The organism is Streptomyces sp. NPDC001606, assembly GCF_053596835.1.
This window is the reverse complement of the sequence record NZ_JBSFHC010000002.1, coordinates 384,754-409,792: the sequence shown is the minus strand read 5'-3', so window position 1 is coordinate 409,792 and position 25,039 is coordinate 384,754. Positions and strand designations below refer to the sequence as shown.

The 25,039-nt window shown below is 71.5% G+C and carries 23 protein-coding genes and 2 pseudogenes; 12 read left to right on the top strand and 13 right to left on the bottom strand.

The annotated features are described in order from the left end of the window. Nucleotides 1–66 precede the first annotated feature (66 nt). Nucleotides 67–1,095, bottom strand: a complete 1,029-nt coding sequence (locus tag ACWCV9_RS06225; protein WP_385839924.1) for an LLM class flavin-dependent oxidoreductase — start codon at nt 1,093–1,095, stop codon at nt 67–69. A gap of 233 nt (nt 1,096–1,328) precedes the next feature. Between ACWCV9_RS06225 and ACWCV9_RS06220 the strand changes: the two genes are divergently transcribed. Then, a complete protein-coding gene (locus ACWCV9_RS06220; RefSeq protein ID WP_385839922.1) occupies nt 1,329–1,661 on the top strand; it encodes an ATP/GTP-binding protein in 333 nt (110 codons plus the stop codon). 4 nt (nt 1,662–1,665) lie between these two features. On the opposite strand, the gene ACWCV9_RS06215 is transcribed toward ACWCV9_RS06220, so the two are convergent. The 6 genes and pseudogenes from ACWCV9_RS06215 to mce form a co-directional block, all read right to left on the bottom strand. Then, nucleotides 1,666–2,544, bottom strand: a complete 879-nt coding sequence (locus tag ACWCV9_RS06215; protein ID WP_450784510.1) for an ABC transporter permease — start codon at nt 2,542–2,544, stop codon at nt 1,666–1,668. Next, nucleotides 2,541–3,830 (bottom strand): ABC transporter ATP-binding protein, encoded by a 1,290-nt coding sequence (locus tag ACWCV9_RS06210; RefSeq protein ID WP_450784509.1) that lies wholly within the window; start codon nt 3,828–3,830, stop codon nt 2,541–2,543. The genes ACWCV9_RS06215 and ACWCV9_RS06210 overlap by 4 nt, the downstream gene beginning before the upstream one ends. 202 nt (nt 3,831–4,032) lie before the next feature. Next, nucleotides 4,033–4,968 (bottom strand): cellulose-binding protein, encoded by a 936-nt coding sequence (locus ACWCV9_RS06205; protein WP_450784508.1) that lies wholly within the window; start codon nt 4,966–4,968, stop codon nt 4,033–4,035. A gap of 183 nt (nt 4,969–5,151) precedes the next feature. Continuing rightward, nucleotides 5,152–6,279, bottom strand: a pseudogene (locus ACWCV9_RS06200) (hypothetical protein); the annotation flags it as partial. A 177-nt stretch (nt 6,280–6,456) separates the two neighbouring features. After that, nucleotides 6,457–9,318 (bottom strand): annotated as a pseudogene (gene scy, locus ACWCV9_RS06195) (polarized growth protein Scy); the annotation flags it as partial. 206 nt (nt 9,319–9,524) lie between these two features. Next, entirely contained in the window at nt 9,525–9,965 is a 441-nt protein-coding gene (gene mce, locus ACWCV9_RS06190; protein ID WP_450784507.1) for a methylmalonyl-CoA epimerase, read from the bottom strand. 148 nt (nt 9,966–10,113) lie between these two features. Here mce and ACWCV9_RS06185 point away from each other — a divergent pair, with 148 nt between their 5' ends. Beyond that, nucleotides 10,114–11,313 (top strand): acetyl-CoA C-acetyltransferase, encoded by a 1,200-nt coding sequence (locus tag ACWCV9_RS06185; protein ID WP_450784506.1) that lies wholly within the window; start codon nt 10,114–10,116, stop codon nt 11,311–11,313. Between the two features lie 49 nt (nt 11,314–11,362). Then, nucleotides 11,363–12,319, top strand: coding sequence for a methylmalonyl Co-A mutase-associated GTPase MeaB (gene meaB, locus ACWCV9_RS06180; protein WP_385839912.1), 957 nt, complete (start codon nt 11,363–11,365; stop codon nt 12,317–12,319). Between the two features lie 482 nt (nt 12,320–12,801). Here meaB and ACWCV9_RS06175 read toward each other — a convergent pair whose 3' ends face one another. The 5 genes from ACWCV9_RS06175 to ACWCV9_RS06155 form a co-directional block, all read right to left on the bottom strand. Next, nucleotides 12,802–13,449, bottom strand: coding sequence for a TetR/AcrR family transcriptional regulator (locus ACWCV9_RS06175; RefSeq protein ID WP_450784505.1), 648 nt, complete (start codon nt 13,447–13,449; stop codon nt 12,802–12,804). Then, complete coding sequence (locus ACWCV9_RS06170) at nt 13,446–14,147, bottom strand: DUF4166 domain-containing protein (protein WP_450784504.1); 702 nt, start codon at nt 14,145–14,147, stop codon at nt 13,446–13,448. The genes ACWCV9_RS06175 and ACWCV9_RS06170 overlap by 4 nt, the downstream gene beginning before the upstream one ends. Then, nucleotides 14,144–14,905: a hypothetical protein gene (locus ACWCV9_RS06165; protein WP_450784503.1), complete on the bottom strand. Its 762-nt coding sequence runs from the start codon at nt 14,903–14,905 to the stop codon at nt 14,144–14,146. The genes ACWCV9_RS06170 and ACWCV9_RS06165 overlap by 4 nt, the downstream gene beginning before the upstream one ends. Before the next feature lie 148 nt (nt 14,906–15,053). Then, nucleotides 15,054–15,347, bottom strand: a complete 294-nt coding sequence (locus ACWCV9_RS06160; RefSeq protein WP_385839907.1) for an MTH1187 family thiamine-binding protein — start codon at nt 15,345–15,347, stop codon at nt 15,054–15,056. Next, nucleotides 15,344–15,694: a DUF3817 domain-containing protein gene (locus ACWCV9_RS06155; protein ID WP_385839906.1), complete on the bottom strand. Its 351-nt coding sequence runs from the start codon at nt 15,692–15,694 to the stop codon at nt 15,344–15,346. The genes ACWCV9_RS06160 and ACWCV9_RS06155 overlap by 4 nt, the downstream gene beginning before the upstream one ends. A gap of 200 nt (nt 15,695–15,894) precedes the next feature. Between ACWCV9_RS06155 and ACWCV9_RS06150 the strand changes: the two genes are divergently transcribed. From ACWCV9_RS06150 to ACWCV9_RS06120, 7 genes are all read left to right on the top strand, one after another. Next, nucleotides 15,895–16,527, top strand: a complete 633-nt coding sequence (locus ACWCV9_RS06150; RefSeq protein ID WP_385840312.1) for an AIM24 family protein — start codon at nt 15,895–15,897, stop codon at nt 16,525–16,527. Between the two features lies 1 nt (nt 16,528). Further along, nucleotides 16,529–17,179, top strand: coding sequence for an AIM24 family protein (locus ACWCV9_RS06145; RefSeq protein WP_385839905.1), 651 nt, complete (start codon nt 16,529–16,531; stop codon nt 17,177–17,179). Nucleotides 17,180–17,244: 65 nt separating this feature from the next. Next, nucleotides 17,245–18,006: an AIM24 family protein gene (locus ACWCV9_RS06140; protein WP_385840311.1), complete on the top strand. Its 762-nt coding sequence runs from the start codon at nt 17,245–17,247 to the stop codon at nt 18,004–18,006. A gap of 92 nt (nt 18,007–18,098) precedes the next feature. Then, nucleotides 18,099–18,575, top strand: coding sequence for a MarR family winged helix-turn-helix transcriptional regulator (locus tag ACWCV9_RS06135; protein ID WP_385839904.1), 477 nt, complete (start codon nt 18,099–18,101; stop codon nt 18,573–18,575). 168 nt (nt 18,576–18,743) lie between these two features. Further along, nucleotides 18,744–19,253 carry a MarR family winged helix-turn-helix transcriptional regulator gene (locus ACWCV9_RS06130; protein WP_385839903.1) on the top strand — a complete coding sequence of 170 codons (510 nt, stop codon included), beginning with the start codon at nt 18,744–18,746 and terminating at the stop codon, nt 19,251–19,253. Between the two features lie 129 nt (nt 19,254–19,382). Beyond that, the gene (locus tag ACWCV9_RS06125) at nt 19,383–19,721 is read left to right on the top strand and encodes a DUF3817 domain-containing protein (RefSeq protein WP_385839902.1); all 339 of its coding nucleotides are present in this window, start codon (nt 19,383–19,385) and stop codon (nt 19,719–19,721) included. 75 nt (nt 19,722–19,796) lie between these two features. Continuing rightward, nucleotides 19,797–21,497 (top strand): acyl-CoA mutase large subunit family protein, encoded by a 1,701-nt coding sequence (locus tag ACWCV9_RS06120; RefSeq protein WP_450784502.1) that lies wholly within the window; start codon nt 19,797–19,799, stop codon nt 21,495–21,497. A gap of 391 nt (nt 21,498–21,888) precedes the next feature. Here ACWCV9_RS06120 and ACWCV9_RS06115 read toward each other — a convergent pair whose 3' ends face one another. Beyond that, nucleotides 21,889–22,503: a TetR/AcrR family transcriptional regulator gene (locus ACWCV9_RS06115; RefSeq protein WP_450784501.1), complete on the bottom strand. Its 615-nt coding sequence runs from the start codon at nt 22,501–22,503 to the stop codon at nt 21,889–21,891. 213 nt (nt 22,504–22,716) lie between these two features. Here ACWCV9_RS06115 and ACWCV9_RS06110 point away from each other — a divergent pair, with 213 nt between their 5' ends. Next, nucleotides 22,717–23,682, top strand: coding sequence for a tetratricopeptide repeat protein (locus ACWCV9_RS06110; protein WP_450784500.1), 966 nt, complete (start codon nt 22,717–22,719; stop codon nt 23,680–23,682). Between the two features lie 623 nt (nt 23,683–24,305). Beyond that, on the top strand, nt 24,306–24,944 hold the full coding sequence (locus ACWCV9_RS06105; protein ID WP_385839898.1) for a DUF6230 family protein: 639 nt from the start codon (nt 24,306–24,308) through the stop codon (nt 24,942–24,944). The last annotated feature ends 95 nt before the right edge of the window (nt 24,945–25,039 follow it).

The following is a 25,039-nucleotide window of genomic DNA, read 5'->3' as shown; positions in this document are numbered from 1 at the left end:
ACGGGGCGGCAAGCCCCCCAGGTGGCTTGCGAGTCGGCGCCCGCGGCCGCAGCCCCCGGCGCCCGCTCAGCGCAACTGCGGCAGCACTTCGGCGCCCAGGCGCCGCACGTTCTCCTCGGTGGCCGCGAGGTCGCCCGACCCCTCGACCAGCAGGGCGAAGCGGGAGATCCCGGTGCGTTCCGAAGTGGCCGCGAGCCGGTCGGCGGCCAGCCGGGGCGTGCCCACCGGGTGCAGCCCGCAGAGCAGCTCGGTGTAGGCATGCGGATCGCGCATCGCCCGCACCCGTCCGTCGACGGTGACATGGGCCTCGAGCCCCTGCCGCAGCCAGCCCGGCATCGCCTTCAGCAGGGTCTCCGCCGCGTCCGTGCGCCGGTCCGCGAGCTGGCACACCCCGGCCGAGACATGCCCCGCCGTCGCGATCTCCTCGGCCGGCCGGCCCGCCGCGCGGGCGCAGCGCCGCCACAGGGCGACCATCTCGGCCTTCTCCTCGTCCCCGACATGCATCCCGAGCAGCATGGGCAGCCCGCGCTCGGCGGCCAGCCGGACGCTCGCCGCAGAGGTGCAGGCGACCACCACCTCGGGCCCGGGCACCTCCGTCAGCGCCTCCGACGGACGCGGTACGACGGGCACCTCGCGGAACCGGTACCGCTCGCCGGCCGCCCCCACCGCCGGCTCGCGCAGCCAGCGCAGCAGCAGATCGAGCGACTCCGGGAACCCGTGTTCGTACGCCCCGAGGCCCGCGCCGAAGACCTCCAGGTCCACCCAGGGGCCACCGCGGCCCACCCCGAGCGTGAACCGCCCGCCGCTCGTCATATGCAGCAGCGCGGCCTGTTCGCCGAGGGCGACCGGGTGCGCGGTGGGCAGTACGCTGACCGCCGTACCCACCCGGATCCGGCGGGTGCGGCCGAGCAGCAGCGCGGCCAGGGTGATCGCGGACGGGCATGTGCCGTAGGGCACGAAGTGGTGCTCGGCCAGCCAGACCGCGTCCAGCCCGGCCTCCTCGGAGACCTCCGCCGAGCGCACCGCCCGGTGCAGCGCCTCCCCGGCACCCTGGCCGGGGAACTGTGCGGCCAGCACAAAACTACCTACGTGCATCGCGTTTTCCTGCTTCCTTGGCTCCGACCGGAGCTCCCCCACCCGGCATAACCGGCTGACACGTGCGCAGGACACGGCTCCGCGAGGAGATTTGCGGATTGTCTTCAGAATGGGTCGTCCGGCAGGGGGACTTGTACGGATTGCTTCCGCATTCGTTCTGTACGCGTACCCCACTCGGCGGCGCGTAGGCTGGAGCCGGCCCGTGCTCCCTGTATAGCCCCGAGAGGTGTCCCGTGTCCCCGCGTCGCAACCGCCCGAAGGCAGCCGGCTCGTCCGGCCGGAGCGCCGAGGACGACCGGGCCGGCCGGTACGGCGGCTGGCAGTCCACCGAGAGCTGGCAGGGCGAGGAGTGGAGCGTGCGCCATGTCGCGGGGGCGAGCGCGCAGGGCAAGACCTACCGCTGCCCGGGCTGCGACCAGATGATCCCCTCCGGCGTCCCGCACGTGGTGGCCTGGCCGGAGCACGCGGGCGTGGACGACCGCCGGCACTGGCACAAGGCCTGCTGGAACGCGAAGGACCGCCGCACCACGCGGGTGCAGCGGTCCCGGAACGCGCCGAGGTTCTGAAGCGTCAGACGTCCCGGCTCCGCAGCAGGGCGAACGCACCGGCGTACGCGGCCGCCGTCAGGCCCAGCATGATCCACAGCGGGTCCCAGCCGGTCGGGCCGGAACCGCCGAGGTCGTTGCCGTAGAAGACGGCCAGCTGGCTCGGGATCGAGTACTCGAACAGCCACTGCTGCACCCGGTGCAGCGAGGACGTGCTCATGAACAGGGCGATCACCAGCGGCGCCAGCACCGCGCCGATCATGATCGTGATGGCGCCCGCGGAGTGCCGGATGATCGAGCCGACCAGCAGCGAGAGCAGCCCGAGCAGCGCGAGGTAGAGGCTCACGCCGACGGTGTCCTTGAACCAGTCCCCGCCGGACGGCGTCATCGCGCTGGTGCCGCTCAGCATGGAGGCGTGGATCATGCCCACGAAGGCGGACGACGCCAGCGTGATGACGAAGGACACGGCGAAGAACACGATCGACTTGGCGGTGAGCACCCGGGCCCGGTCCGGGCACGCGGTCATCGTCGTACGGATCATGCCGGTGCCGTACTCCGAGGCGGTGGTCAGCACGCCGAGCGTGATGATGCACATCGAGCCGAGGAGCAGCCCGAAGAACCCGAAGGAGAGCGGGTTCTGGCCGTCCAGGGACGAGGAGTGGGACTTGGCCAGGGCGCCGGTCATCAGGCCGATGGAGACGACGAGGGCCACGAAGACGCCGAGCGTCCACATCGTCGACCGCACCGACTTGATCTTCGTCCACTCGGAGGCCAGCGCATGCCCGAGGTGGGTGCGCACGACCGGGATGGGCGAGGTGTAACCGGGGTACGGTCCGCCGGGCGCCGCCTGCCAGTCGGGCGCGGACGCGGGGGCCTGCGGCATCGGGGGCTGGTGGCTGCTCATCGGGCTTCCTCGGGCTTGGTCAGGTCGGCGGGGGCGGGAGCGGGTGCGGCGGCCGGAGGTGTCGCCGGGGGAGTGGCGGGGGCCGCGGGCATCGCCGGGGCGGCGCCCTGGGGCCCGCCCGGCTGGGCGTACGGGTTCTGGTCCGAGCCGGTCGGGGGCTGGCCGTACGGGTTCGGGGTCTCCGCGCCGGGGGCGCCGTAAGGGTTCGCCGGGGCGCCGCCGTACGGGCCCGCCTGCGGCATCGCGAACGGCTGGCCGCCCTGCTGGGGCGGCGGCGGGGCGTACCAGCCGGGCTGGCCCTGGCCGGGCACCGGCATCGGCGGCTGCACGCCGGGCGGCGGCGCCTGCTGGAGGCCCTCCTTCTGGTCCACGGTCGAGCGGTAGTCCACGGCGCCCTGCGTCATCCGCATGTACGCCTCCTCCAGCGAGGCCTGGTGCGGCGACAGCTCCCACAGCCGGACGTCCGCCTCGTGCGCCAGGTCGCTGATCCGGGGCAGCGCCAGCCCGGTCACCCGCAGCGCGCCGTCCTGCTCGGGCAGCACATGGCCGCCCGCCTCGGTGAGCGCCGAGGTCAGCTTCTCGCGCGCATGCGGCTCGGTGTCGGGGGTGCGGACGCGCGCGAAGTCGGCGGAGTTGGCCGAGATGAAGTCCTTCACGCTCATGTCGGCGAGCAGCTGGCCACGGCCGATCACGATGAGGTGCTCGGCGGTCAGCGCCATCTCGCTCATCAGGTGCGAGGAGACGAAGACCGTACGGCCCTCGGCGGCCAGGGCCTTCATCAGGTTGCGCACCCAGAGGATGCCCTCCGGGTCGAGGCCGTTGACCGGCTCGTCGAAGAGCAGCACCTGGGGGTCGCCGAGGAGCGCGGCGGCGATGCCGAGCCGCTGTCCCATGCCGAGCGAGAAGCCCTTGGAGCGCTTCCGGGCCACGTCCTGGAGGCCGACCACGCCCAGCACCTCGTCCACGCGCCGGGCCGGGATGCCCGACAGCTGGGCGAGGCTCAGCAGGTGGTTGCGCGCGCTGCGGCCGCCGTGCACGGCCTTGGCGTCGAGCAGCGCGCCGACCTGGCGGGGGGCGTTGGGCAGCTTGCGGTACGGGTAACCGCCGATGGTCACCGTGCCGGACGTCGGGTTGTCCAGCCCGAGGATCATCCGCATGGTGGTCGACTTGCCGGAGCCGTTCGGGCCGAGGAAGCCGGTCACGGTGCCGGGTCGCACCTGGAAGGAAAGGTTGTACACGGCGGTCTTGTCGCCGTAGCGCTTGGTCAGGCCTACAGCCTCGATCATGCTCCGCACCCATCGAAAGGTTCAGGACAGCGGGGCGCATGCCCCCGTAAGGGTTAGGAGGATATCCGGGCGCTGACGGTTCCGCCCAAGAGAAGGCAAAGCCCTCTGCCACCTGACAGAGGGCTCACCCACGCGTCCCGTAAGGGCGCGGGGAACTGCGCGACCGGCCACAAACGGCCCGCAGCTCCCCGCGGACCGCAAGCTACCGCGACTGCTGCGCCGGCACCCCACGCGAGATCGGCTCGTCGTCCGTCGCCGTGCCGGCGGCAGCCACGGCCGCACCGGTCAGCGTCGCCAGCATCTCCCGGACGTTCGTCAGCTGGGCGTTGATCGAGTCGCGCCGGTTGGTCAGCGCGGCCAGCTCGCGCTCGGATTCCGAACGGATCCGGTCGGCCTTGGCGTTCGCGTCGGCCACGATGTCCTCGGCCTGGCGCTGGGCGGTCTCCACCGTCTGGCGGGCACGGCGCTCGGCGTCGGTGCGCAGCTTCTCCGCCTCCAGGCGCAGCTGCTCGGCGCGGTGCTCGATCTCCGCCAGGCGCTTCTCGGCCTTCTGCTGCCGCGAGGCCAGGTCGCGCTCGGACTGCTCGCGGCGCTTGGCCAGGTTGGTCTCGAAGTCCGCGGCGGCCTGCGCGGCCTTGGCGCGGGTCTCCTCGAAGAGGGCGTCCGCCTCCTCCCGCTTCGACTGCGCGTCCTTCTGCGCCTCGGCCCGCAGCTGGGACGCGTCGGCCTTGGCCTTCTCGACGATCCGGACGCCCTCGTCCTCGGCCTTGGCCTTGCGCTCGGCCGCGAACGCCTCCGCGTCGTTGCGCACCTGCTGGGCCGCGGACTCGGCGAGGTCGCGGTGCTGCTCGGCTGCGCGCCGGGCCTCCTCACGCAGCTCCTTGGCCTCTTCCTCGGCCAGCCGCAGGATCTTCTCGACGCGCGCGCCGAGACCGGCGTACGACGGCTCCGCGTCGCTGACCTGGGCCTGGGCGTTCTGCGTTTCGAGGTGCAGCTCCTCGATGCGCTTCTCCAGGGCGGTGATCCGGGCGAGAGCGCTGTCACGGTCGGAGACGAGCTTGGAGATACGTTCGTCCACCTGAGCGCGGTCGTACCCACGCCGCACAAGCTCGAAGCCGTAGGGGGAAGTGTCGCTCATGGGGTTCCTGTCGAATGAGACCGGTGAGGTGATAAGGGGAATCCTAGGGGCCGAAGCGGTGTGTCATCGAGCGGATACGGTTTTGATCTGGAGAATGGCACCTCTTTTGAGTGGCTGACCGTCGGACCGCTTGCCAAGGACTCGGGCAAAGCCCCCAGAAAACACCGGAAACCCCTCCGTGTGCTAGCCGTCTGACGACTTGCCACCCGATCGGGGGGCGCCCACGGTGGCACCCGTCTTGACTCCGCCGTCCTTGCCGGCCGCCGGCGTCTCGAAGGACTCCAGCGCCTCCAGGACATCCTGGACCCGGGAGATCTCCGCGTTGATGTCCTCCCGCCGGCGCACCAGGATCTCCAGCTCGCGCTTGCCCTCCTCGACCGTGCGCCGCGCCTCCCGGATCGCCTCGGCCTTCAGCTCCTCGGCCTCCTTGACCAGGCGAGCCTTCTTCAGCTCGGCCTCCTTCAGCAGGCCCTCCGCCTTCTTGACGGCGGCGATGCGCACCTTGCCGGCCTCCGAGTTGGCGTCCGACACCAGCTCCTTGGCCTTCGCCTCGGCCTTCTCCAGCTGCTCCTCGGCGGCCTTGATGAGCGCGTCGCAGCGGTCGCCGGTGGACTTCATCGTCTCGGCGGCCTCCCGGCGGGCCCGCTCGTGCAGCTCCTCGATCTCGCTGGTGATCCGGTCGCGCAGCTCCTCCGCGCGCTCCCTTATGGCGGTCGCGTCCCGGCGCGCGCCGACCAGCAGCTCGTCGGCGTCCGTACGGGCCTTCTCGACCAGCGAGTTGCCCTCGATGGTCGCCTCGGCGACGATCCGCTCGGCCTCCGTGCGGGCCGCGCCCACCATCGTGTCGGCCTGCGACTCCGCGTCCGCGGTGGTCTTCAGCGCCTGCTCCTGCGCCTCGGCGAGCAGCTTGTCGACCTCGGCGGTGGTCTCGGTGATGAGCGTGTCGACCTGCTCGGCCGCCTCCGAACGCCGCTTGTTGGCTTCCTTGCGGGCGTCGTCCAGGGTCCGCTCGGCCTCCTCGCGCGCCGAGCCGACGAGCCGCTCGGCCGCCTCCTCCGCGTCCGCCTTCAGCTGCTCGGACTCCGCCCGCACCCGCTCGGCGTGCGCCTGCGCCGAGGCGACCGTCTCCGCGGCCTCGGCCCGCAGCCGCTCCGCCTCGCCGGTGGCCTCCCCGATCAGCTGCTCGGCGCTCGCCACCGCCTCCGCACGGACCCGCTCCACCTCGGCGGCGGTCTCCGCGGTGAGGCGCTCGGCCTCGGTGAGGGCCTCGGTGCGGACGCGTTCGGCCTCGGCGGCGGTCTCGTTGGTGAGCCGTTCGGCCTCGTTGCGGGCCTCGGTGATGAGGGTGTCCGCCTGGGTGGCCGCGTCCGAACGGATCCGGTTGGCGTCCTCGCGGGCCTCCGCCCGGGTACGCGTCGCCGCCTCGTTGGCCTCGACGAGCGCCTCCGACGCCTCCCTGCGCACCCGCTCCGCCTCGGCGGCGGTCTCCGCGGTGAGGCGCTCGGCCTCGGTGACGGCCTCGGTGCGGACGCGTTCGGCCTCGGCGGCGGTCTCGTTGGTGAGCCGTTCGGCCTCGTTGCGGGCCTCGGTGATGAGGGTGTCCGCCTGGGTGGCCGCGTCCGAACGGATCCGGTTGGCGTCCTCCCGGGCGTCCGCCCGGGTACGGGCCGCCGCCTGGTCGGCCTCGGCCAGCGCGTCCGACGCCTCGGTGCGCACCCGCTGGGCGTACTCGCCCGCGTCCGCGCGCAGCCGCTCGGCCTCCGCCGCCGCCTCGACGACCGTACGCTCGGCCAGCTCCTTCGCGGCCTCCGACTCCTCGGCCGCCTCGCGCCGGACCCGCGAGGCGTCCTCGCTCGCCCGCTCCCGCTCGGCGTAGGCGTCGGCGCGGACCCGGTCCGCCTCCTCCTCGGCCTCCCGCCTGGTCCGGTCCGCCGCGACCTCGGCGGCCGACCGCAGCCCGGCGATCTCCTCCTGCGCCTGCTCGTGCAGCCCGGCGACGGAGTCCCGCACCTGCTGGGCGTGCAGCTCGGCGGCCGACACCATCTCGGTGGCGCGCCGGTCGGCCTCCGCCACCAGCCGGACCGCCTCGGCCTGCGCCTCCTCCACGCGCTTGCGCGCCGAGGCCAGCAGCTCCTCGCTCTGCTCGCGGGCCCGCTCCCGCTCCTGGTCCGCCTCCGCACGCGCGGAACCGAGGACTTCCTCGGCCTCCCGGCGGCGCCGGGCGGCCTCCTCCTGCGCGGCGGCCAGCGTCTCGGACGCCTCCGCGGCGAGCCGCTCGGCGGCGGCCTGCGCCTCGGCACGCACCCGGTCCGCGGTCTCCTGCGCCTCGGTCTTCAGCCGCTCCGCCTCGGCGGCGGCCTCCGAACGCAGCCGTACGGCGACGGCCTCGCCCTCGGCACGGGACGCGGACGCGTCGGACGCGGCCTCGGTCCGCAGCCGGTCGGCCTCGGCCTCGGCCTGCTGCTGGAGCGTACGGATCCGGTCCGCCGACTCCGCGCGCAGCCGCTCGGACTCCTCCGCGGCCTCCCGGCGGATCCGGGCGGCCTCCTCCCGGGCCTCGGTCAGCGCCTGCTCGGCCGACGCCAGCCGCTCCTGCGCCTCCGACTGAAGCCGGGCCAGCTCCTCGGCGGCCTCGCTGCGCCGGGCCTCGACGGCCTTCTCGGTCTCCTCACGCAGCTCCCGCGCCGCCTTCTCGGCGTCCCCGCGGACCGTCTCGGCCTGCTCGTCGGCCTCGGCGCGCAGCCGCTCGGCCTCCTTGCGGGCCCGCGCCAGGGTCTCCTCGGCCTGCCGGCGCAGACCGGTGGCGCGCTCGATGGCCTCGGTGCGGACCTTCTCGCTGTCCGCGGTCGCGGTCCGCCGCAGCTCGTCGGCGTCCGCCTTGGCCTTGGCCAGCAGCTCCTCGGCGGACCTGGCCGCCTCCTCGATCTGCGCGACTGCCTCCCGGCGGGCCTCGGCGCGGATCGACTCGCCCTCGGCGACCGCGTCGGCGCGCAGCTGCTCGGCCTCGCCGCGCAGCCGGCGCGCCTCCTCCTGGAGCTCGACCGTCTTGGCGCGGTACTCCTTGGTGTCGTCCTTCGCCGCGCCCTTGAGCTGCTCGGCGATGTCGTGCGCCTCGGCGCGCAGCCGGTCCGCCTCGGCCTCCGCCTCGGTGCGGATCCGCTCGGCCTCCTCGGCGGCGGCCTTGGTGGTCTTCTGGGCCTCCTCGGAGGCCTTGTTCAGGACCTCCTCGGCGGTCCGGGCGGCCTTGGACAGCTGGGTCGCCGTCTCCTCGGCCGTGATCGAGCGGGCCTTCTCCGCGGCCTCCGCGACGATCTTCTCGGCCTCGGCCCGGGCGTCCGCGACCAGCTGCTCGGCCTCGGACCGGGTGGACTCGGCCTCCTTGGTGGCCTCCTCGACCAGCCGGGCGACCTGCTCCTTGGCGGTACGCGTGCGCGCCTCGCCGGCGGCCTCCGCCGCCGCCAGGGCCTTGGCGGCGGCCTCCTTGGCCTCCGCCTGCACCTTCTCCGCCTCGGCCTGCGCCTTGCGCAGCGCCTCCTCGGCCGCCGTCATCCGCTCCTCGGCGGCCCGGGTCAGCTCGGCGGCCCGCCGGCGCGCGGTGTCCGACTCGCTGACCGTGGTGGAGCGCAGCTGCTCGGCGTGCTCGGTGGCCTCCTGGGCCTGCGTGGAGGCGGCGTTCAGCAGCCGCTCGGCGTCCGCGCGGGCGCGGCGCAGCAGCTGCTCGGCCTCCGCCCGGGCCGCCTCGGCGTCGGCCTGGAGCCGCTCCCGGGCCTCCCGGGTCAGCCGCTCGGCCTCCGCCCGGGCGGCGGCCATGGCCTGCTCGGCCTCCGCGCGGGACTCCTCCAGCAGCCGGCGGGCCTGCTGCTCGGTACGGGAGCGCAGCTGCTCCGCCCAGGCCACGTTCTCGTTGACGTGCGACTCGACCGTGGCGCGCCGCTCGGCCAGCTCCTGGTCCAGCTGCTGGCGCCGGGTCACCGCCTCCTGGTGCAGCTCCGCCTGGAGCCGGGCCGCCTGCTCGGCGTGCTCCTGGAGGATGCGCTGGGTCTGCGCGCGGGCCTGGCTCAGCTCCCGCTCCGCGTCCTGACGCAGCTGCTCGGCCTGCATCTGGGCGTTGCGGAGCAACTGCTCGGCCTGGTAGCCGATGTCACCCGCGTCGTAGGCGGGCCGGGTCATGAGGGTGCGCCGCGCCTCGTGCAGCTTGGCGCGCAGCACCTCGACCTGGTAGCCGAGGTCCTCGGCGTGCTGGATCGCCTTCTCGCGCTCGGTCCTCAGCCGCTTCATCTCGGCCTCGAACCGAGAGAGGTGGTCGACGTCAGCCGCCGGCTCTCGCTCCTGGCTCTCGTAGCCCCGCACTGCGCGGTCCCATCCGTCCCCTGGTCAGCTTCTCCAACGAGCTCCGTCCATCGGCCGAACGGGGCCCCCGGGGAATGGTGTCAGATCAACGGCGGAGCACGGGCTGCTGCCCCGACGCTCGTCCCCCGAAACCCGGACCCCGGCATGCGGCCACCCCGGTTTCGGGGACGACCGCCCCCAACCCTACCGGCCCTTATGTACGAGGGTCAGTGCTCGGGCGACTCAACAGGCGCCGAAGTGACCAGTTCTGTCAGAACACCGTGGCAGTCCTTGGGGTGCAGGAACGTGATCCGCGACCCCATGGAGCCCCGCCGGGGCTCGTCGTACAGGACGCGGACGCCCTTGTCCCGGATCTGTGCGGAGTCCGCGTCGACGTCCGCCGTACCGAAGGCGATGTGGTGGACGCCCTCGCCGTTCTTCGCGAGCCACTTGGCGACCGTGGAGTCCTCGCGGATCGGTTCGAGCAGCTGGAGGTAGGAGGCGCCGCCGTCCGAGGTCTCGTTGATCTTGAGCATGGCCTCGCGCACGCCCTGCTCCTCGTTGACCTCGGTGTGGAACACCTCGAAGCCGTAGGTGGCCCTGTAGAACTCGACGGTGGCGTCGAGGTCGTGGCAGGCGATCCCGATGTGGTCGATTCGCGTCAGCATGGATTCAGTGCAGCGCCCCGACGGTGGTTACGCAACGTGCGCGCGATCACACCGACGGCCCGGTGACGGCACGGAGTGCCACTCAGTACATTCGAAGTAAACCCTCGTTCACTCCTCGGCTGTGCAGCCGGTAAGGGGATCGCAGCTCATGTCTTCAGGAACGACCAGCTCTGTGATCGTCGCGGGCGCCCGTACGCCCATGGGACGGCTGCTGGGCTCCCTCAAGTCCTTCTCCGCGGCCGACCTGGGCGGCGTCGCGATCAAGGCCGCTCTCGACCGCGCCGGCATCGGCGGCGACCAGGTGCAGTACGTGATCATGGGCCAGGTGCTTCAGGCCGGCGCCGGCCAGATCCCCGCCCGCCAGGCCGCCGTCAAGGCCGGCATCCCGATGAACGTCCCGGCGCTCACCATCAACAAGGTGTGTCTCTCCGGCCTCGACGCGATCGCCCTGGCCGACCAGCTGATCCGCGCCGGCGAGTTCGACATCGTGGTGGCCGGCGGCCAGGAGTCCATGACCAACGCCCCCCACCTGCTGCCGAAGTCCCGCGAGGGCTTCAAGTACGGCGCGGTGGAGATGCTCGACGCGATGGCCTACGACGGCCTGACCGACCCGTGGGAGAACATCCCCATGGGCGAGTCCACCGAGAAGCACAACACCCGCCTCGGCATCGGCCGCGCCGAGCAGGACGAGATCGCCGCCCTCTCCCACCAGCGGGCCGCCGCCGCGCAGAAGAACGGCCTGTTCGAGGCCGAGATCACCCCGGTGGAGATCCCGCAGCGCAAGGGCGACCCGGTCCTGTTCAGCAAGGACGAGGGCATCCGCCCCGACACCACGGCGGAGTCCCTGGGCAAGCTGCGCCCGGCCTTCACCAAGGAGGGCACCATCACGGCGGGGACCAGCTCCCAGATCTCCGACGGTGCCGCCGCCGTGGTCGTGATGAGCAAGGCCAAGGCCGAGGAGCTGGGCCTCACCTGGCTCGCCGAGATCGGCGCGCACGGCAATGTGGCCGGCCCGGACAACAGCCTCCAGTCCCAGCCGTCCAACGCCATCCAGCACGCGCTGAAGAAGGAGGGCCTGGAGGTCTCCGACCTCGACCTCATCGAGATCAACGAGGCCTTCGCCGCCGTGACCGTGCAGTCAATGAAGGACCTCGGCGTGTCCACGGAAAAGGTGAACGTCAACGGTGGCGCCATCGCGCTGGGCCACCCGATCGGCATGTCCGGCGCCCGCCTCGTGCTCCACTTGGCGCTGGAGCTGAAGCGGCGTGGCGGCGGGGTCGGCGCGGCCGCGCTGTGCGGTGGCGGCGGCCAGGGCGACGCGCTGATCGTCCGGGTCCCCAAGGCCTGACCTCTCTCTGTACGTCTCGGTACGTCGCTGAAGTGAACGGAGCTGTGTGATGCAGGACGTCTCCTCTCTGGTGGCCCAGGCCAGGGAAGGCCGGCCGCGGGCCGTGGCCCGGCTGATCTCCCTGGTGGAGGGGGCGTCCCCGCAGCTGAGGGAGGTCATGGCGGCCCTGGCCCCGCTGACCGGCAACGCCTATGTGGTCGGCCTGACCGGCTCACCGGGCGTCGGCAAGTCCACCTCCACCTCCGCGCTCGTCACGGCGTACCGCAAGCAGGGCAAGCGGGTCGGCGTCCTGGCCGTCGACCCGTCCTCCCCGTTCTCCGGCGGCGCCCTGCTCGGCGACCGGGTCCGGATGTCGGACCACGCCTCCGACCCCGGCGTCTACATCCGCTCCATGGCCACCCGCGGCCACCTCGGCGGCCTCGCCTGGGCCGCGCCGCAGGCCATCCGCGTCCTGGACGCGGCCGGCTGCGACGTGATCCTGGTCGAGACGGTCGGCGTCGGCCAGTCGGAGGTGGAGATCGCCTCCCAGGCGGACACCTCCGTCGTCCTCCTGGCCCCCGGCATGGGCGACGGCATCCAGGCGGCCAAGGCGGGCATCCTCGAGATCGGCGACGTCTACGTCGTCAACAAGGCCGACCGGGACGGTGCCGACGCCACCGCCCGTGAGCTGAACCACATGCTGAGCCTCGGCGAGTCCCGCGGCCCCGGCGACTGGCGCCCGCCGATCGTGAAGACGGTCGCGGCCCGGGCCGAGGGCGTGGACGAGGTCGTCGAGGCCCTGGAGAAGCACCGCGCGTGGATGGAGGAGCGGGGCGTCCTCGCCGAACGCCGCACCGCCCGCGCCGCCCGCGAGGTCGAGACGATCGCCGTCACCGCCCTGCGCGAACGCATCGGCGACCTGCACGGCGACCGCCGCCTCAGCGCCCTCGCGGAACGGATCGTCTCCGGCGACCTCGACCCCTACCGAGCAGCAGACGAACTGGTGGCAGGCCTCACCCAATCCTGACCCGCCGGAGACTCCGCAGGACCCGCGAGACGCCCGCCCGGCGCAGACTCGCGCCACGCTGGCGGCGTACGGCCCTGCGTCCTGCCCCACGCGACGCCCCCGCCGGAGCGGAGTGTTGCCGAGTGTTGCGGGAGCGGGGTAGCGGAGTCTCGTCGTCGTCCCGCCCCAGGGGCTGAGCCTGGCCGGCTCGCCCGGTGGGGATCCCGCGGCCTGCCCGCCCCAGCCGATGGCGCACGACCCGTTGCGTCAGCGGCCCCGGTGACTCCGCGGCCGGTTGCCTCCAGGAGCGCGGGATAACCTCGCCCAGCGCCCAGCGCCCAGCGCCCAGCGCCCAGCGCCCAGCGCCCAGCGCCCAGCGCCCAGCGCCCAGCGCCCAGCGCCCAGCGCCCAGCACCCGCAGGGCTCGGCGCCCAGTACCCGCGGCGTTCAGCGACGCTGTTCCCCGGCCCCTGGGGTGAGCCCAGTTCACCCCCGGTCCGGGGTCAGCGGTTGGTGCGGCGGAGTTGGTGGCGTACTGCTCGTTGGGCCACCGGGCCCAGGGATTCCACCGCGGCGACCAGTGCGCCCAGTTGTTCCAGGGCGTCCAGGGCCGACAGGGCGCCGGCCTCGTCGACGCCCTCGTACAGCTCTATGCCCACGAAGGACGCGGCCACCGCGCGTGCCAGTCCCGCCGGGTCCACGAACTCGCCGAACGGCGTGGGGGTGAGTAGCCGCCGGAGGACCTGCTCGATCTCGGTGATCCAGAGCTGGAGCCCGGCCGCCGTGGCGGGGCCGAGGGCCGCGTGGGTCGGGGTGCCGGCCAGCAGCTGGCCGAGCAGGGCGACATGGCCGCCGGCCCGCTCGTGCCGGTGGATCTCGCGGCCCACGGCGAGCAGTTCGGAGAGGGACGAGACGGCGGCGAGCCGGGCCCGGTACTTGGCGACGGCCTTCTCCGCGCCGTACCGGCAGGCGGCCGCGAGGAGTTCGTCCACCGAGCCGAAGTGGTAGAAGACGAGCGCCTGGTTGACCCCGGCCGCCGCCGCCACCGTACGGGCCGACGTCTTGGCGATGCCCTGCTCGGTGAGGGTGCGCAGCGCCCCCTCCAGCAGTCTCACCTTGGTCTCCTGCGACTTGGCCGTCTCCGGGCTCATGCGCGCGCCTCCTCCCGCACCGGCCGCAGACCGGGCCGCACGCCACAGCTGCGGACGTCGGTGTACGACACCGTGAAGGACCCCTCGTAGCCGAAGAGCGGCCCGAAACGGCGGTTGACGACACGGACGCGGATGCGGAAGCGGCCGACGGCGTCGTCGTAGGACTCGCGCACCTCGGCCGTGGCGCCGATGAGTTCGGGGACGCGGACGTCGACCGGCCCCTCGCGGAAGCGGTGTTCGCCGGAGCGGATGAGCAGGGAGCCGTCGGGCTCGACGCCGAGGTGCAGCTCGCTGGCGAGGTGCTGGTGGGTGCCGAGATAGTCCAGGATGCGGTCCCCCTTGGGGCTGAGCACCATCTGGGCGTCGAAGCGGCGGGCCCGGCCGGGCAGGTCGAAGGTGCGCACGAAGCTCACCGTCTCACGGCCGTGGCTGTCGGTGTACGGCACGTTCTCGATCACGAACGGGACGTTCCGGCCGGTCCTCGGGACGAGGATGTGGCGGGTGGCGCCGAGGGCCAGGAACGGCTTCACGAACGTGGGCCCGTGCCAGATGCGGTCCATCACGCCCCGGCCGACACACGCCTCACCGCTCGCGAGACCGACGGAGAAGCGGCGGCGCAGCTGGGGGTGGAGCCGGTCGAAGTCGGCACCCAGGACGGTCTGGAACATGGAGGCCGCCGAGGTCGTCGTCGGGGTCATCCGTGCTTCTCCAGGGTGCGCAGGACACGGGGCGCCCGGGACTCCCGGGTCTGGGTGACCGGCGCGCGCAGGCAGCGGCGGGCGGCCGGGGTGGCGGACAGCGGCGCCTTGAACAGGGCGACGCAGACGGCGGCGAGGAGCAGCAGCGGGCACAGGAAGGCCACCGAGGGGGCGAGCGGTCCGAAGCCGCCCAGGGACGGCTGACCGGCGAGCCCGGTGAGGCACACCACCAGCACCAGCGCCCGCACGGCCAGCTCCGCCAGCCAGTTGGCGAGGGCCCGCTCGGGGGTGATGCCGCGCTCCATCCAGAGCCGCAGCCGGTCGAAGGACCAGGCGGTCGCCCAGCCCATCAGCGGGCGGAACAGCAGCCGGTCGGCGCGGGCGCCGAAGGCCCCCCAGCGGGGCCGGTAGTCGTAGCCGGTGAGGAAGCGGACGCCCTGGGCGTCGGGGACGTAGCGCCAGTAGCCGCTGCCCTCGGCGAGCAGCGACAGGGGGTGCGGGGAGGTGAAGCGCAGGGCGGAGGTGCGGGTGCCGTCGGGGCGCTCCTTCTCGCCGGCCGAGACCCCGGTGCCGGAGACCGTGAGGAAGGGCAGGACGCGCGTGGCGTACCGGAAGCGCTGCGGCTCGCCCTCCGCGCGCGGAAGGTAGTCGATCTCGGTGAAGCGCAGGTCCCAGCGCTGGTGCCGGGCCTGGTCCTGGGTGTGCGTCCACAGTGTGTCGAGGTCGGCGCGTATGTGCGCCTCGATATAGAGACCCATGTCGTTCCCCCACGTCAGGCCCTGGTTTGAGCGACTGCTCAAACACTCTGCGGCGAAGGTACACCCTCTTTGAGCGATCGCTCAAACAAGGGGGACGAGAAAACCCCGGCCCGCGCGGGCCGGGGTTTTCTCGGGGCGAGCGACCGGGTCACTGCGCCAGATGGCGCTCCACGGTCTCCACCTTCGAGGTGAGCCCGTCACTCACGCCGGGCCGGATGTCGGCCTTGAGGACGACCGACACCCGTGGGGCGCGTGCCTCGACGGCGGCCACGGCGCGCTTGACGACGTCCATGACCTCGTCCCACTCGCCCTCGATGGAGGTGAACATGGCGTCGGTCCGGTTCGGCAGCCCGGACTCGCGGACCACCCGGACGGCGTCGGCGACGTACTCGCCCACGTCCTCGCCGACGCCGAGCGGCGTCACGGAGAAGGCGACGATCATGCGTTCACGACCCCTTCCTGGCGGGCCCGGGCGGCGATGACGGCGTCCTCGGCCTCGCGGCGCAGCGTCCGCTCGATGATGAAGCCGCCGCCGGGGATGATCGAGTACGCGAAGTAGAGGGCGGCCTTGCCCTTGGCCCACTTGGTGCGGTTCCAGGCGTCCGCCCAGAAGAGCACGTAGAGGACGAACAGCACGCCGTGGATCGGGCCGAGCACGGGGGCCACGTCGAAGCCGGAGGCCACCGTGTACTTGATCACCGTGCAGGCCGCGAGGATGATCCAGGAGATGCCCTCCGGCACGGAGATCAGGCGGAGGCGTCGGATGGCGGAGGCTGTCTTCAGGTCCACTGGTCACCTTCGGTGGGAGAGTCGCTGACGGCGCGATCGCTGCACTGGACCGCGTTCGCTGCGTGATCCGCTTTGTGAACGGAAGCACAAACGTTCACCCATTGTGGCAAACGGCGCCCGTAGGGGTGCGCTCAGGGTCCGTCTCCACCCGGGGGCCCTGTCCGGTCCACCCGGCCTGCGGCTACTTTCCCTGCGTGGCGATGTTCCGACTCCAAGGCAGCAAAGTGCTGGCCGTCGACATGACCGGGGACGCCGTGAAGGCGAAACACGGCTCGATGGTCGCGTACGACGGACAGATGACCTTCAAGAGACTGAGCGGGGGTGGCGAGGGGCTGCGCGGGATGGTGACCCGGCGGCTCACCGGTGAGCAGATGACGGTGATGGAGGTGAAAGGGCACGGGACCTGCTGGTTCGCGGACCGGGCCACGGAGATCAACCTGGTCGCACTCCAGGGCGACAAGCTGTACGTGGAGTCGAGCAACCTGCTCGTGACGGACGCGGGGCTGCGCACGGGCACGACGTTCACCGGGCTGCGCGGCGCCTCCCAGGGCAACGGCCTGTTCACCACGACCGTCGAGGGACACGGCCAGGCGGCGATCATGTCCGACGGGCCGGCGGTGGTGCTCCGGGTCACCCCGCAGTACCCGCTGACCGTGGACCCGGGAGCCTATGTCGCCCACCAGGGCAACCTCCGGCAGTCCTTCCAGTCCGGTGTGACGTTCCGCACGTTCCTCGGGGAGGGCGGCGGCGAGGCCTTCCAGATCCGGTTCGAGGGCGACGGGCTGGTCTATGTGCAGCCGAGCGAGCGGAACACGATAGCGGGGGATCTCTGACATGGGCTTCCGGGAGATCAACTCCAAGATGGTCGAGGCGACCGTGCTGCCCGGGCAGCGGCTGTTCAGCCAGCGCGGGGCGATGCTCGCCTACAAGGGGGACGTGTCCTTCACGCCCAACCTCCAGGGCGGCCAGGGCGGGCTGATGTCCATGGTCGGGCGCCGGGTGACCGGCGAGGCCACCCCCCTGATGACGGTCGAGGGCAACGGCACGGTGTTCTTCGGGCACGGCGGCCACCACGTCCACGTGATCCGCCTCACCGGCGACACCCTCTACGTGGAGGCGGACCGGCTGCTCGCCTTCGAGGGCACCCTGCGGCAGGGCACGATGTTCATGGGCTCACAGGGCGGGGTCATGGGCCTGGTCCGCGGCCAGGTCACCGGCCAGGGCCTGTTCACCACCACCCTCCAGGGCCAGGGTGCGGTGGCGGTGATGGCGCACGGCGGGGTCTTCGAGATCCCGATCACCCCCGAGCACCCGGTCCATGTCGACCCGCAGGCCTATGTCGCCCACCACGGCGACGTCCGCAACAGGCTGTCCACCGCGCTCGGCTGGCGCGACATGGTGGGCCGCGGCTCCGGCGAGGCGTTCCAGCTGGAGCTGACCGGCAACGGCACGGTCTATGTCCAGGCCTCGGAGGAAAAGCTGTGAGCACATACGCAGGCCCGCACGGCGGCGCATACGGAACCCCCGGCGGCCCGGTGGTCCACGACCCGATGACCCTGCCCGTCGACGACAACGTGAACCCGTACACCTTCTGTGTCGAGCTGAAGAGCGGCCAGTGGTTCCTCCAGAAGGGGAAGATGATCGCCTACTACGGGGCGATCGAGTTCAACGGCATCGGACACGGCCGGCTGGACCATCTCGTCCGCACCTCGTTCCATTCGCCACTGCACGCGAGCGACTGGGTCGTGGCGCAGGGCTCGGGCAAGATGCTGCTCGCCGACCGGGCCTTCGACGTCAACGCGTACGACCTGGACGACGGGAACTTGACCATTCGCGCGGGCAATCTGCTCGCTTTTCAGCCAAGTCTCGCGCTGAAACAATCGATCGTGCCGGGTTTTCTGACCCTTATCGGAACCGGAAAGTTTGTGGCGGCATCTAACGGTCCGGTGGTGTTCATGGAACCTCCGATCCGGGTGGACCCGCAGGCGCTCGTCGGCTGGGCCGACTGCCCGTCGCCGTGTCATCACTACGACCACGGGTATCTGACCGGTGTACTGGGCGGTCTACGTGCGATGACGGGCCTCGGCGGGGTATCCGGGGAGGAGCACCAGTTCGAGTTCGTAGGCGCCGGCACGGTGCTTCTCCAGTCGACGGAGACGCTCATGGCGGAGGTGGACACAGGGGTCATTCCGTCCGATCCGGGGACTCCCGGCGGTGGCGGAGCGGCACCGGCTGGACACGGTCCGCAATCGATGGGCGGACCGCGCCTTCCCGGACAGCTCGGAGACCTCCAGCGTCGCTTCGGGCTGTGAGCGGTAGTCTGCGGAGTGTGACGTCGAACGCGTGCGCACAGTCACACCACCCGAAGTAGTTCGTCATTCAACTTCTTAGGTAGACTTCATTCATGGAGACCGAGACGGCCACGCGCTGGCTGACCGATGCGGAGCAGTGCGCCTGGCGCACCCACCTGGAGGTCAACAGGCTGTTGACGTATCAGCTCGAAAAGGATCTCCAGCCGTTCGGGCTGACGATGAACGACTACGAGATCCTGGTGAACCTCTCCGAGTCGGAGGACTTCCGGATGCGGATGAGCGACCTCGCCTCCGCGACACTCCAGTCCAAGAGCCGGCTCTCGCACCAGATCACCCGCATGGAGAACGCGAACCTGGTGCGCCGGGAGAACTGCGAGTCCGACCGGCGAGGACTGTACGCGGTACTCACCGACCACGGCATGGAGACGATGAGAAAGGTCGCGCCGCATCACGTCGCCTCCGTGCGCCGGCACTTCATCGACCTGCTGCCGCCGGAGTCGCTGATAGAGCTGGACAAGTCCCTCAAGCCGATCGCCGAACACCTCAGAGGGCAGCGGGGGCGTCCCTGAGGCCGGCTGAGCGGCTCGGGGAGTCGTAGCCGGGCGGGGACGGGTGCCGCCGGCCCGCGTGCCGACGGCGCCCGCCCGACGCTCGTCGGCGCCGCTGCGGCGGTGCGGGGCGCCCGAAAGCCGAGACGGAGCTGAGGGGCTTGTGACCGGCGGGTAGGGTCTGGTGACGTGCCGAAGCCTCTCAGTCTTCCCTTCGACCCCATCGCCCGTGCCGACGAGCACTGGAAGCAGCACTGGGGAAACGTGCCCGCGATGGCCGCGATCACCTCGATCATGCGGGCCCAGCAGATCCTGCTCGCCGAGGTGGACGCGGTGGTCAAGCCGTACGGACTGACGTTCGCCCGGTACGAGGCGCTGGTGCTGCTCACCTTCTCCAAGGCCGGCGAGCTGCCGATGTCGAAGATCGGTGAGCGGCTGATGGTCCATCCCACGTCCGTGACGAACACCGTCGACCGGCTGGTGAAGTCCGGGCTGGTCGCCAAGCGGCCCAACCCCAACGACGGGCGCGGCACGCTCGCCGTCATCACCGCCAAGGGACGCGAGGTGGTCGACGCGGCCACCCGTGACCTGATGGCCATGGACTTCGGCCTCGGGGCGTACGACGCGGACGAGTGCCGGGAGATCTTCGCGATGCTCCGGCCGCTGCGGATCGCCGCGGGTGACTTCGAGGACGAGTAGGCGCGACGCGGGTCAGTGCGCCGATCTCCGCTGTCGCGGAGGTGGTCCCAGCGTCCTGACACGCTAACGCGTGAGGGCGTAGTGGTCCCCGCCGCTGCGGGGGTTTTTCGGGCGGTTACGCTCGATGGCATGAAACGAAGCGTGCTGACCCGCTACCGCGTCATGGCCTACACCACCGGTGTCCTGCTGGTCCTGCTGTGCCTGAGCATGATCGCGAAGTACGGGCTGGACATCAGCGGTGCCGCCGACGTCACCCGGGTCGTCGCCATCGCCCACGGCTGGCTGTACGTCGTCTACCTGGTCGTCGCCTTCGACCTGGGCTCCAAGGCGAAGATGCCGGTCGGCAGGCAGCTGTGGGTGCTGCTCGCCGGCACGATCCCCACCGCCGCGTTCTTCGTCGAGCGGAAGATCAGCCGCGAGCTGGAGGCCAGGGTCGCCGACCAGGTCCCGGCCGCCGCGAAGGCCTGAGGCTCACCGCCGTACGAACCTCGTGCGGCGGTTTGCCATCGACATTTACTAGGACGTCCAAGTAAATTCGACAGCATGGACGCTCACGCCATCGAGGAGGGCCGCCGCCGCTGGCAGGCCCGGTACGACGCCGCACGCAAGCGCGACGCTGACTTCACCACGCTCTCCGGCGACCCCGTGGAGCCGGTGTACGGCCCCCGGCCGGGGGACACGTACGAGGGATTCGAGCGGATCGGCTGGCCCGGGGAGTACCCCTTCACGCGCGGGCTCCATCCGACCGGCTACCGGGGACGGACCTGGACCATCCGGCAGTTCGCCGGTTTCGGCAACGCCCAGCAGACCAACGAGCGCTACAAGATGATCCTCGCGGCGGGCGGCGGAGGCCTGTCCGTCGCCTTCGACATGCCGACGCTCATGGGACGGGACTCGGACGATCCGCGCTCGCTGGGCGAGGTCGGGCACTGCGGGGTCGCGATCGACTCGGCCGCCGACATGGAGGTCCTGTTCAAGGACATCCCGCTGGGCGATGTGACGACCTCGATGACCATCAGCGGGCCGGCCGTGCCGGTCTTCTGCATGTACCTGGTCGCCGCCGAGCGGCAGGGTGTCGATCCGGGGGTGCTCAACGGAACCCTCCAGACCGACATCTTCAAGGAGTACATCGCCCAGAAGGAGTGGCTGTTCCAGCCGGAGCCGCATCTCCGGCTGATCGGCGACCTCATGGAGTACTGCGCGGCCGGCATCCCCGCGTACAAGCCGCTGTCCGTCTCGGGCTACCACATCCGCGAGGCGGGTGCGACGGCCGCACAGGAGCTGGCGTACACGCTGGCGGACGGGTTCGGTTACGTCGAGCTGGGCCTCTCGCGCGGGCTGGACGTCGACGTCTTCGCGCCGGGGCTGTCCTTCTTCTTCGACGCCCATGTGGACTTCTTCGAGGAGATCGCCAAGTTCCGGGCGGCCCGGCGGATCTGGGCGCGCTGGATGCGGGACGTGTACGGCGCGAAGTCCGAGAAGGCGCAGTGGCTGCGGTTCCACACCCAGACCGCCGGTGTCTCGCTGACCGCGCAGCAGCCGTACAACAACGTGGTGCGTACGGCGGTGGAGGCGCTGGCCGCCGTGCTCGGCGGGACCAACTCGCTGCACACCAACGCCCTGGACGAGACGCTGGCCCTGCCGAGCGAGCAGGCCGCCGAGATCGCGCTGCGCACCCAGCAGGTGCTGATGGAGGAGACCGGCGTCACCAATGTGGCCGATCCACTGGGCGGTGCCTGGTACGTCGAGCAGCTGACGGACCGGATCGAGGCCGACGCGGAGAAGATCTTCGAGCAGATAAGGGAGCGCGGCCTGCGGGCTCACCCGGACGGGCGGCACCCGATCGGGCCGATCACCTCCGGCATTCTGCGCGGGATCGAGGACGGCTGGTTCACCGGCGAGATCGCCGAGTCCGCCTTCCGGTACCAGCAGGCGCTGGAGAAGGGTGAGAAGAAGGTCGTGGGCGTCAATGTCCACACCGGTTCGGTCACCGGGGACCTGGAGATCCTGCGGGTCAGCCACGAGGTGGAGCGGGAGCAGGTCCGCATCCTGAGCGACCGCAAGGCCGCGCGGGACGAGGCGGCCGTGCGGTCGGCGCTGGACGCGATGCTGGCCGCCGCCCGGTCGGGCGCCAACATGATCGAGCCGATGCTGGACGCCGTCCGGGCCGAGGCGACGCTGGGCGAGATCTGCGGGGTGCTGCGGGACGAGTGGGGCGTGTACACCGAGCCCGCCGGTTTCTAGGGGCCTGCCTTTCGGATCAGGTCGGCTGCGGCACCGGCGCTCTATCAGCCGACCCGAGCGGGGTCATGGGGGTGCCCCCCTGCTCGAGCGCAGTCGAGAGCTTGGGGGAGCGTGCAGATGCAAGGCGGAGGACCGAGTCGACGCGGAGCGATGGGGGTCCCCCCGCGCATGGGGGTCCCCCCGCTCGAGCGGAGCCGAGAGTGGGGGAGCAGCCGAGCGTGGGGGCGAGGGACGACAACGCAGCAGATGTGCGTGCCAGGGCCCGCGACGCCGGCAAGATCCGAAAGGGAGGCCCTAAGCGCGGTTGCCCGGTGCCGCCGGACCCGTGAGCGGGTCCGGCGGCACCGGCACGTTGTCGGCGGGCTGTTCGGGCCTTCAGTGGCTTCCGGTGTCACCCGCCGGTCAGGCCCAGGAGCAGCACCCGGGTGAGGCTGTGCACCCACTGCTCGTCCGCCGGTTTGCCGCTGACCAGGGTGCGGTGGACCACGGCGCCCGCCACCAGGTCGAAGATCAGGTCGCCCGTACGGGCGGATTCCTCGGGGTCGGGTTCGGGAGGCAGTTCGCCGCGTCTCTGTGCCCGCGCGCGTCCCTCCAGGACCAGGCGCATCTGGCGCTGCACGATGGAGCAGCGGATGCGTTCGCGCAGGGCCTCGTCGCGGGTGGACTCGGCGACCACCGCCATCAGGCCGCTTCTGGCCTCGGGGCGGTCGAGGATCGCGGCGAACTGGAGCACCACGCCCTCGATGTCGGCCGCGAGGCTGCCCCGGTCGGGCAGTTCCAGTTCGTCGAAGAGTTCCGCCACCGCGTCGCAGACGAGTTCGTGTTTGCCGGCCCAGCGGCGGTAGAGCGTCGTCTTTGCAACCCCGGCGCGGGTCGCCACGTCTCCCAGGGTGAGCTTCGACCAGCCGAGTTCCACCAGAGCATCCCGCGTGGCGGCCAGGATCGCGGCGTCCGCGGCGGCGCTGCGAGGGCGGCCCGGACGGCCTGCGGGGGTGCGGCTCTGCATCCCTCGACCATAACCGGCGCACCAGCGGCGGGATCTGTGCGGTCGTGAGGGAGATCACCGAGGCGTGGTGTCGCGAAGGCACCGAGTGCCATTACGCTACGACTCGTAGCGAAAGCTCGTGACGGACGTACACGAGCGCGATCATCGGTGCGGGTGGGGACCCGGCGCCACGCGATTTTTTCTTCAGGCACGAGATCGGGGGAGGATAGACGCATGCAGCCACGGAACATGTCCATGAGCGGCGTCGTCGACCTCGCCGCGGTGAAGGCGGCCCAGGAGGCCAAGGCCAAGGCCGAGCAGCAGCGCGCCCAGGCCGCCCGCCAGGGTGGTGCGGGGGCCGTCTCCCCGGCCGATCTCGTGATCGACGTCGATGAAGCCGGATTCGAGCGGGAGGTGCTCCAGCGCTCCGCCGAGGTGCCCGTCGTCATCGACTTCTGGGCCGAGTGGTGTCAGCCCTGCAAGCAGCTGAGCCCGGTCCTGGAGCGGCTGGCCGTCGAGTACAACGGGCGCTTCCTGCTCGCCAAGATCGACGTCGACGCCAACCAGATGCTGATGCAGCAGTTCGGGGTCCAGGGGATTCCGGCCGTCTTCGCCGTCGTGGCGGGCCAGGCGCTGCCGCTCTTCCAGGGGGCCGCCGGCGAGCAGCAGATCCGGCAGACCCTGGACCAGCTGGTGCAGGTCGCCGAGCAGCGGTTCGGTCTCACCGGTCTGACCGTCGACCCGGACGCCCAGCCGGGCCAGGCGGCGCCGACGCAGGAGGGGCCGTACGACGCGGCCCTGAACGCCGCCGCGCAGGCCCTGGACGCGGGCGACATGGGCGGCGCCATCCGGGCCTACCAGAACGTGCTGGCCGAGGACCCGGCCCACCCGGAGGCCAAACTCGGCCTCGCGCAGGCCGAGTTGCTCCAGCGGGTGCAGGGTATGGACCAGCAGAAGGTGCGTCAGGAAGCGGCCGGCGACCCGAAGAACGTCGACGCGCAGATCGCCGCCGCCGATCTGGACCTGGTCGGCGGTCATGTCGAGGACGCCTTCGGGCGGCTGATCGAGACCGTGCAGCGTACGGTCGGTGACGACCGGGACGCGGTACGGCGCCGGCTGCTGGAGCTCTTCGAGGTCGTGGGTCCCGAGGACCCGCGGGTGGTGGGGGCGCGCCGCGCGCTGGCGCGTGCACTGTTCTGACCAGTCACTAAACGGCCACGGCTTGTGATGCCGAGGTGAAAGATCTGCCGACGAGGCGTCAGGGCTGCGGCGCTTTACCAAATCTTGGTCATCGCACGCCCTGTTACTGCAAGTAAGTCAGAGCCGTTGGTCTGTCTGGTTTGGTCCAGAGATCAACGGCTTTGCTCTGCCCTGAGATGCCACCCAGCGTTGCACTCCGAGACCGGTCGGTCGTCCTCCGGTTATCCGGCCGTTACTAGCCAGTAACGAACCCCCTTGTGTCCGGGCCGAGAATGCACCACGATCGGCGACGCTCGGTCCATTCCCACACCCCGGCAGCCGGTCGGGTCACGGGAGACTCTGGGTCCCCACCGAGCAGATCCGGCGGCAGTGGCGCCGGGTCTTGGGCAGGGGGGTCTTCGCCGTCCGGTGAAGCCTGTCCAGCAAGGTTGTGCGTGATGCGTGTCAGGCGCGACCAGTGGTTGTCGCTCGGGGGTGATCGCCGGTGATTCGGGCGCTGTTCGCGCCGCCGAGCGCGGGCGCTCCCCTTCCCGAGGACGTAGCACTTCTCCCATCCCTGCCGGGCCGAGCCGCGATTCGGGGCGCGTCCGGGCCAGGAGATGTACGTCCGAGAAGGAGGAAATATGGAGTCCCAGGTGCGTGGCGGGACCAGATGGAAGCGGTTCGCTGTGGTCATGGTGCCCAGCGTCGCCGCGACGGCCGCGATAGGCGTCGCCCTTGCACAGGGCGCTCTCGCCGCCTCGTTCAGCGTGTCCGGCCAGTCGTTCAAGGTGTCGGCCGACTCGCTCGAGGGCAAGGGCTTCGAGCAGTACGGCGCCATCGACAGCGGCTATGAGCTCAACGGCAAGAAGACGCTCCACCCGGTTGCCGTCTCGGCGTTCACCCACGCCGAGATCACCAACCTGTGCCAGTCCGTGGTCACGCCCGACGTGCCGATCCTCGGCAAGGTCAGCCTGATCCTGCGGGCGGGCGGTCCGGGACACGACAAGGTCGAGGCCGACCGGATCTACATCGACGTCGCGGACCTCCAGGCCGACGCCACCTTCAACGGCATCGACATCGGTGTGGCCGCGAAGGACGCCGGCAAGGGCCCGGGCATGAAGGGCGGCGGCGAGCAGGCCAACCCGTACGGCTTCGCCCAGCAGGCCGACTCGGCCACGCTGACCGGTGTGAAGCAGACGGCGTGGGCGACCACCGCGGGCACCTTCAAGCTCAGCGGTCTGCACATGTCGCTGTCGACGGACGGCGCGGAGTGCTACTGAGCACTCGGTGACGGGCGGGGGAGCCGACGGCCCCCCGCCTGTCCACTATCCGGCCGCGTCTTCACGCGCGGCACACATCACCACCACGGCAACGC

Excerpts from the sequence above, each read along its gene's own strand:
- ACWCV9_RS06225 (WP_385839924.1), bottom strand. The coding sequence starts at position 1,095 with ATGCACGTAGGTAGTTTTGTGCTGGCCGCACAGTTCCCCGGCCAGGGT.
- ACWCV9_RS06215 (WP_450784510.1), bottom strand. The coding sequence starts at position 2,544 with ATGAGCAGCCACCAGCCCCCGATGCCGCAGGCCCCCGCGTCCGCGCCC.
- ACWCV9_RS06210 (WP_450784509.1), bottom strand. The coding sequence starts at position 3,830 with ATGATCGAGGCTGTAGGCCTGACCAAGCGCTACGGCGACAAGACCGCC.
- ACWCV9_RS06205 (WP_450784508.1), bottom strand. The coding sequence starts at position 4,968 with ATGAGCGACACTTCCCCCTACGGCTTCGAGCTTGTGCGGCGTGGGTAC.
- mce (WP_450784507.1), bottom strand. The coding sequence starts at position 9,965 with ATGCTGACGCGAATCGACCACATCGGGATCGCCTGCCACGACCTCGAC.
- ACWCV9_RS06185 (WP_450784506.1), top strand. The coding sequence starts at position 10,114 with ATGTCTTCAGGAACGACCAGCTCTGTGATCGTCGCGGGCGCCCGTACG.
- meaB (WP_385839912.1), top strand. The coding sequence starts at position 11,363 with ATGCAGGACGTCTCCTCTCTGGTGGCCCAGGCCAGGGAAGGCCGGCCG.
- ACWCV9_RS06175 (WP_450784505.1), bottom strand. The coding sequence starts at position 13,449 with ATGAGCCCGGAGACGGCCAAGTCGCAGGAGACCAAGGTGAGACTGCTG.
- ACWCV9_RS06170 (WP_450784504.1), bottom strand. The coding sequence starts at position 14,147 with ATGACCCCGACGACGACCTCGGCGGCCTCCATGTTCCAGACCGTCCTG.
- ACWCV9_RS06165 (WP_450784503.1), bottom strand. The coding sequence starts at position 14,905 with ATGGGTCTCTATATCGAGGCGCACATACGCGCCGACCTCGACACACTG.
- ACWCV9_RS06160 (WP_385839907.1), bottom strand. The coding sequence starts at position 15,347 with ATGATCGTCGCCTTCTCCGTGACGCCGCTCGGCGTCGGCGAGGACGTG.
- ACWCV9_RS06150 (WP_385840312.1), top strand. The coding sequence starts at position 15,895 with ATGTTCCGACTCCAAGGCAGCAAAGTGCTGGCCGTCGACATGACCGGG.
- ACWCV9_RS06145 (WP_385839905.1), top strand. The coding sequence starts at position 16,529 with ATGGGCTTCCGGGAGATCAACTCCAAGATGGTCGAGGCGACCGTGCTG.
- ACWCV9_RS06140 (WP_385840311.1), top strand. The coding sequence starts at position 17,245 with ATGACCCTGCCCGTCGACGACAACGTGAACCCGTACACCTTCTGTGTC.
- ACWCV9_RS06135 (WP_385839904.1), top strand. The coding sequence starts at position 18,099 with ATGGAGACCGAGACGGCCACGCGCTGGCTGACCGATGCGGAGCAGTGC.
- ACWCV9_RS06125 (WP_385839902.1), top strand. The coding sequence starts at position 19,383 with ATGAAACGAAGCGTGCTGACCCGCTACCGCGTCATGGCCTACACCACC.
- ACWCV9_RS06120 (WP_450784502.1), top strand. The coding sequence starts at position 19,797 with ATGGACGCTCACGCCATCGAGGAGGGCCGCCGCCGCTGGCAGGCCCGG.
- ACWCV9_RS06115 (WP_450784501.1), bottom strand. The coding sequence starts at position 22,503 with ATGCAGAGCCGCACCCCCGCAGGCCGTCCGGGCCGCCCTCGCAGCGCC.
- ACWCV9_RS06110 (WP_450784500.1), top strand. The coding sequence starts at position 22,717 with ATGCAGCCACGGAACATGTCCATGAGCGGCGTCGTCGACCTCGCCGCG.
- ACWCV9_RS06105 (WP_385839898.1), top strand. The coding sequence starts at position 24,306 with ATGGAGTCCCAGGTGCGTGGCGGGACCAGATGGAAGCGGTTCGCTGTG.